Source organism: Martelella sp., from assembly GCF_984369615.1.
In genome coordinates this window covers 1319-6375 of record NZ_CFHTCS010000257.1, presented here as the reverse complement: position 1 = coordinate 6375, position 5057 = coordinate 1319, and the positions used below count along the sequence as shown (strand labels likewise).

Annotated in this window: 4 protein-coding genes; 3 read left to right on the top strand and 1 reads right to left on the bottom strand. The window is 54.1% G+C overall.

All coding sequences use genetic code 11. From position 1 onward, the window contains the following. Positions 1–516: 516 nt before the first annotated feature. From AC5DC2_RS17395 to AC5DC2_RS17385, 3 genes are all read left to right on the top strand, one after another. Positions 517–1482, top strand: a complete 966-nt coding sequence (locus AC5DC2_RS17395) for an arsenic resistance protein (RefSeq protein ID WP_024706450.1) — start codon at positions 517–519, stop codon at positions 1480–1482. 479 nt (positions 1483–1961) lie between these two features. Continuing rightward, complete coding sequence (locus AC5DC2_RS17390) at positions 1962–3026, top strand: transglutaminase-like cysteine peptidase (RefSeq protein WP_051423965.1); 1065 nt, start codon at positions 1962–1964, stop codon at positions 3024–3026. An 859-nt stretch (positions 3027–3885) separates the two neighbouring features. Next, positions 3886–4077: a cytochrome c oxidase system small membrane protein gene (locus tag AC5DC2_RS17385; protein WP_024706448.1), complete on the top strand. Its 192-nt coding sequence runs from the start codon at positions 3886–3888 to the stop codon at positions 4075–4077. A gap of 253 nt (positions 4078–4330) precedes the next feature. Here the strand turns inward: AC5DC2_RS17385 and AC5DC2_RS17380 are convergent, their stop codons facing one another. After that, positions 4331–4921, bottom strand: coding sequence for a transglutaminase-like cysteine peptidase (locus AC5DC2_RS17380; protein ID WP_024706447.1), 591 nt, complete (start codon positions 4919–4921; stop codon positions 4331–4333). Between the last annotated feature and the right edge of the window lie 136 nt (positions 4922–5057).

The following is a 5057-nucleotide window of genomic DNA, read 5'->3' as shown; positions in this document are numbered from 1 at the left end:
GACATGGCCGCGTAACTAATGACAATCAGCCTCCGGCAAACCCGGGGCGGTTCAAGCGGCTAGCTGACCGGCTCTGTTGGCTTGGTGTTGTGGTCGCAAAACAAGCCGCCTTCACGACGAACTTCATGCGGTGCTCTTGAAGAGTTCCGACGTTGACCCGGCTTGCGGCGACAGGTTGCCTTTCGATCCTGTTGGACCCCACAAGCTCTGATGTTCAGCCTGCCGTTGGGAAATCGGATACTTCCTCACTCGTCGCTAAACTGTTGTGGGTGGAAGCACTTTCGCGACATCTGCAACCAATCAATGCGGCTGCGTTGCATGCCCCACCCCTGAGGAGACCTAAGCCCCCAATCACCTGTACGCTGGATGCGCTGACTTCAAGGCGCGCATGGCATAGATTGCGTCACTCACATCCCGTTCTTGGGTCTGACAAAAAGATGGCGCCACCGGGATAGCCATTCCCGTAATTCCATATAGACCTTCCCCGAAGCCAAAATGACAAACGAAAGAGTTCGATTGACCCTCCTGCGTGAAACCCTCGAAAACCGTCAGGTCCCCATCTATTTTGGCGCTGTCGTCCTCGGCATGATTGTGGCGGTAACTCTCAACGGAATGACGGCGCTGGAAATCGGCATCAACCCCGCGCTGGCATTCATGTTATTCGTGACGTTCCTCCAGGTCCCCCTAGCCGAGTTGCGAGTGGCCTTCTCGCGCTTTCGCTTTCTTGGCGTCCTGCTGCTGACCAATTTCGTTGTGGTTCCTGTTCTGGTGGGAGCCCTTGTTCAGTTTCTGCCGCCCGATCCGATGATAAGGCTAGGCGTGCTGTTGGTGCTTCTCGCGCCATGCATCGACTATGTCGTAACCTTCTCGCATCTCGGTCGTGCCGATGCCCGTCTCCTGCTAGCTGCGACGCCCGCGCTTCTGGTCATCCAGATGATGATGCTTCCCGTCTACCTGGGTTTTTTCCTTGGCCCTGAGGCTGGGTCTCTTGTGACAGCGGGGCCATTTGTTCACGCATTCGCCTGGTTGATTGCGGTCCCGCTTGTCTTCTCCGCTCTCGTCCAGTTTTGGGCCATCAAAAGTGCCGCGGGGGCACGTGTAGCCTCGGTTCTTGGGCTGCTCCCAGTTCCCGCGACAGCGTTTGTATTATTCGTTGTCGTGGCCGCTGTGGTGCCGCAACTCGGCCCCGCACTTGATGACACGTTACGGGTCGTCCCGATTTACGTGGCATATGCGGTTATTGCACCCTTGGCGGGATGGGGCATGAGCAGGCTGTTTTGCCTTGATGCGCCAGCCGGGCGGGCCCTCGCGTTCAGTGCCGCAACGCGTAATTCTCTCGTCGTCCTTCCGCTGGCATTCGCTGTTCCCGGCGCGGTCCCACTCCTTCCTGCGATCATTGTCACGCAGACATTGATCGAACTTATAAGCGAGTTGGCGTATGTCCGTCTGGCGCCAAAGCTCGGTTCCAAAATGGCTGCATGACGGATCCAGCGGCGGAGACCGCGATACGAAACAACGGCAACAATTCCGGCATGGCGCTGATGCAGCTGACTTGAGACGGAAGGGAGCATTTTGATCTCTGCGCATGTTACTCTACCCGAGGACTGCGCGTTTACCGCTCAGCCGTGCCTTCATGAACCTATCTTCGACGAGATTGAGGAAATATCTTCGGGACAAAGCATGCGAACGCAGGATGCGATACCTGCAAGCTGATCCTGACGACATGACAGCATGAAAAGTCGCAGATTGAGAGATTAAAATCAGCCGCAACCGCGCGGCGATCCAGCGATCAATCAAGATGCTCCGCAGAAGCGGAAATGCCCAACCACGAACGATGGAGTCTCGCAATGAAATTGGATAAATTTTTAGAGAAATAAGTATAAAATCGTTAAGCATGCCCATTTGCGGGATATTATACTCTGCATTGTAGTCTTCTCCTCAACGAAGGGGAGAATAATCAGATGCAAGATAAATATAAAGCGAAATCATATTCCAAAGTATCTGCATTCGCACTCGTGTTGCTCTGCGCTTCATTCGCACAGGCTTGTGCTTACGAAACACTCGAAACAAATCCTGAAGTTCTTATAAGCTCCAGTGCCGCCGCTCCCCTCTTGCAGAACCGGAATGTCGCCCGGGGTTCAGCTTGGCTGACCACGGAATACCTCACCACGACCCTTGCCCTGACCCAAGCTGGCCTCGCTCCCCTTGATCTTGATGTCGATCCTGACTTTGACCTTGCTTCCACCAACGACCTCGCACTACCATCGGCGCTCACAAAACTTGCCGATAAGGGCCTGGCGGAAAATCCGGCTCTCAATGAAAAGATGATCGACCAGGCCCAGGTCATCACCGCCTCGATTCCTGCGATGGCGGCCCCCGCTGGGGTGTCGATCAGCCAGACCATTCGTCAGGAAGCGCCTTTGTTCGGTGCCTACAGGATCCGCTTCGGCAAGATCAAGAGTGGTGCCCGCATATCCGGCCTGATCAAGAAGGCTGTCGCTTCCGGCGCACCCGACGACATTTGCACCGAAAAGTGCGCAGACCTTGCCGATCAACTTGCGTTGAGCGGATCAACTGTCAGCGAGCAACTCCGCCACGTCTCAGCATCAGTCAACAGAATTGTCGCCTACAAGGCAGACGACCAGAACCATGAACGGGTGGACTACTGGTCGACGCCCGGTGAAATTCTGGATCGCAGCAGTGGCGATTGCGAAGACTACGCCATCCTGAAAATGGCTTTGCTGGCCCGCCTCGATGTTCCTATGAGCGCCATGGAAATAGTCGTGCTCAAGGATACCAGCCGTAATCTATTTCACGCCGTTCTGTCTGTTGCATTTGAGAATCGTAGCCTGATCCTCGACAACGTGACCGATGCTGTTGAAGCTGACACGGCGAAGGAAAGCTATGAGCCTCTGTTTTCGATTTCTGGCACCGCAAACTACGTATTCGGCTACAAGGGTGGCAAGTCCAACCTTACGGCCTCACTCAAGGAGCTCGGAGCAATTGCGCCAGGTGCAGGCTTCTGAGCGCATAAGCCTGGCACAATTCTCCAATCGAACTTGCATTTCCGGATGAAGCGGAATTTCGGTCCGCTCAAGCCGCGCCACGTTCTTCGCTTCGAGAATGATTTTTGATGTGTTCTTGACGCGCCGGACGTGGCCCGAGGACAAGATGCGTATGGTGTGCTCGAAACCTATCGACTACAGCGCCGCACATCCAATCGGATGCGCGGCGCTGTAACTCTTTGAATCAATGCATGTCGCGTTCAAATGAATCCATTTGAACGCGACATGCATTAGATATATAATTCCTGGCAAATTCACCAGCCACTCCTCTTTGGCACCATGAAGGGCTCGTTTTCCTGGCGCGTATAAGCCGGCTCACCAAAATTGGGCTCGGGGCTGGTTTAGCACCAAGAAGGGGCCATGCGATTTTGGGGGCCGGTGGGTCGGTCCTGGCTATTGAAACTGATGAGGTGCAAAACTACGTACCAGCAAGGATTTTCGAGCTCGCTATGCTGACGAAGGAGGTCTCGCTCGAATGCGAAAACGGTCCTTACCTTTGCCAAACGCGATTGGGACGTGGTGAATTGCCGCCCGTATTAGAGACGGGCATTTCCGTGCTCCGCTCCCGCTTGGGACTTTGCGCTCGGCCTAGAACATTGGCCAGGCCGTCGTGCGATCAGCCAAGACTGGAGACATATGCCAATCCAAGGCCCCGGCTCGCTCAGGACGTCTTTCTCCGCACCGAGTTCCATCCACCCGAGCTGGGAACCAGCTTCTCTTGGAAGCGCGCCGCAGTCTTTTGGGTCAGCGTGCCTTCCAGTGACGAGCAGCTTCGTGTATCCGATCTCGACAAATCGTCAAGATCAGGTAATGGACAAAAATGACCGACACTTCTCTGCGACTTTCGATCGAAGAATCGCACACGTTGGCGCGACAGCGCAAGCGCCGGAACATTTATCTGCTATTGGCGTTGTGCTGCTTCGCAGTAACCGTGTTTGGCGTGAGCATCACTCACCTGCAGTTGGAAACCCAGATGGATCCGTTGCCTTCACAGCCAATCACCGACAAGTGATTGGCTGTGTGCCGATGGTGCATCCATAATTTGGGGATGGATCACATCGGACTTTCTCACCTGCTGGCACGTATCGGCCTTTTCAGCGCGACGACCCTGGCGGCCTATTCGGGCTTTGCAGTCCTGTTTGGCCTTTTTTGTCTTGTCGGAGGCCATAACATGATGGAAGCATTGTACGGAGGGTTCGCGAGCTTTTTGCTAGCTCTTGTTGTAGGCGCTGGAGGTGTTTGGATATCGACCTCCAGCCCACGATTCAACCAGAGACGAGACTGACCCATGTGTTGGGGTCATGTTGCGATTGGCGCTTGAGGAAATAGAGTTCTGTTTCTTTCCAGAGCAGAACCCGAGGTTCAACGTTGTCCAGAACGAAATCCCCCCGATCGGTGATAACGGTCAGGACCGCATGTCCGCCTCCATTTGCATCCCGTCCAACCGTCATTGATAGTGCACCCAAGGGTATGCCCCGTTGATTTAGGCGTTTGCGCTTTTCAAGTGCGTAATCTTCGCAATCGCCAACATTTTTGGGATATTCCCACCGCTCTTCAACCCCGAATATTTCGTTGTCGGTCAGAGGTGCAACGGACGTATTCACATCATCATTGGTTTGAATGATGTCGCTCCAAAGTTCGCGTGTCAATTCGACGATCTGGCCATCTGCGGGGCGGTCACAGCGATCGGCGTAGCGCTGGCAATAGTCATAATAGCCGATAGGTATTGTCGTTCTGCCGAACGTCACCATATTCGCAACGCTAGTTGGCTGCGTCTGGTTGAGATGGAGTGCATTGGCGCCGGCGGCGCCGCATGACAAGGCGAGCGCAAGCGCCGCAATAACTGACTTTCCCATGTTGAACCTTTCCCCAAAGTTGATGGAAAGACACTACGAGGAACAGATAAAAACTGGGAAAAATCAAAGACTTGGATTTATCTCAAATGCGATTCAAATGCTGCTTTAGCAACACACGATTTAGAAACAATTGGAT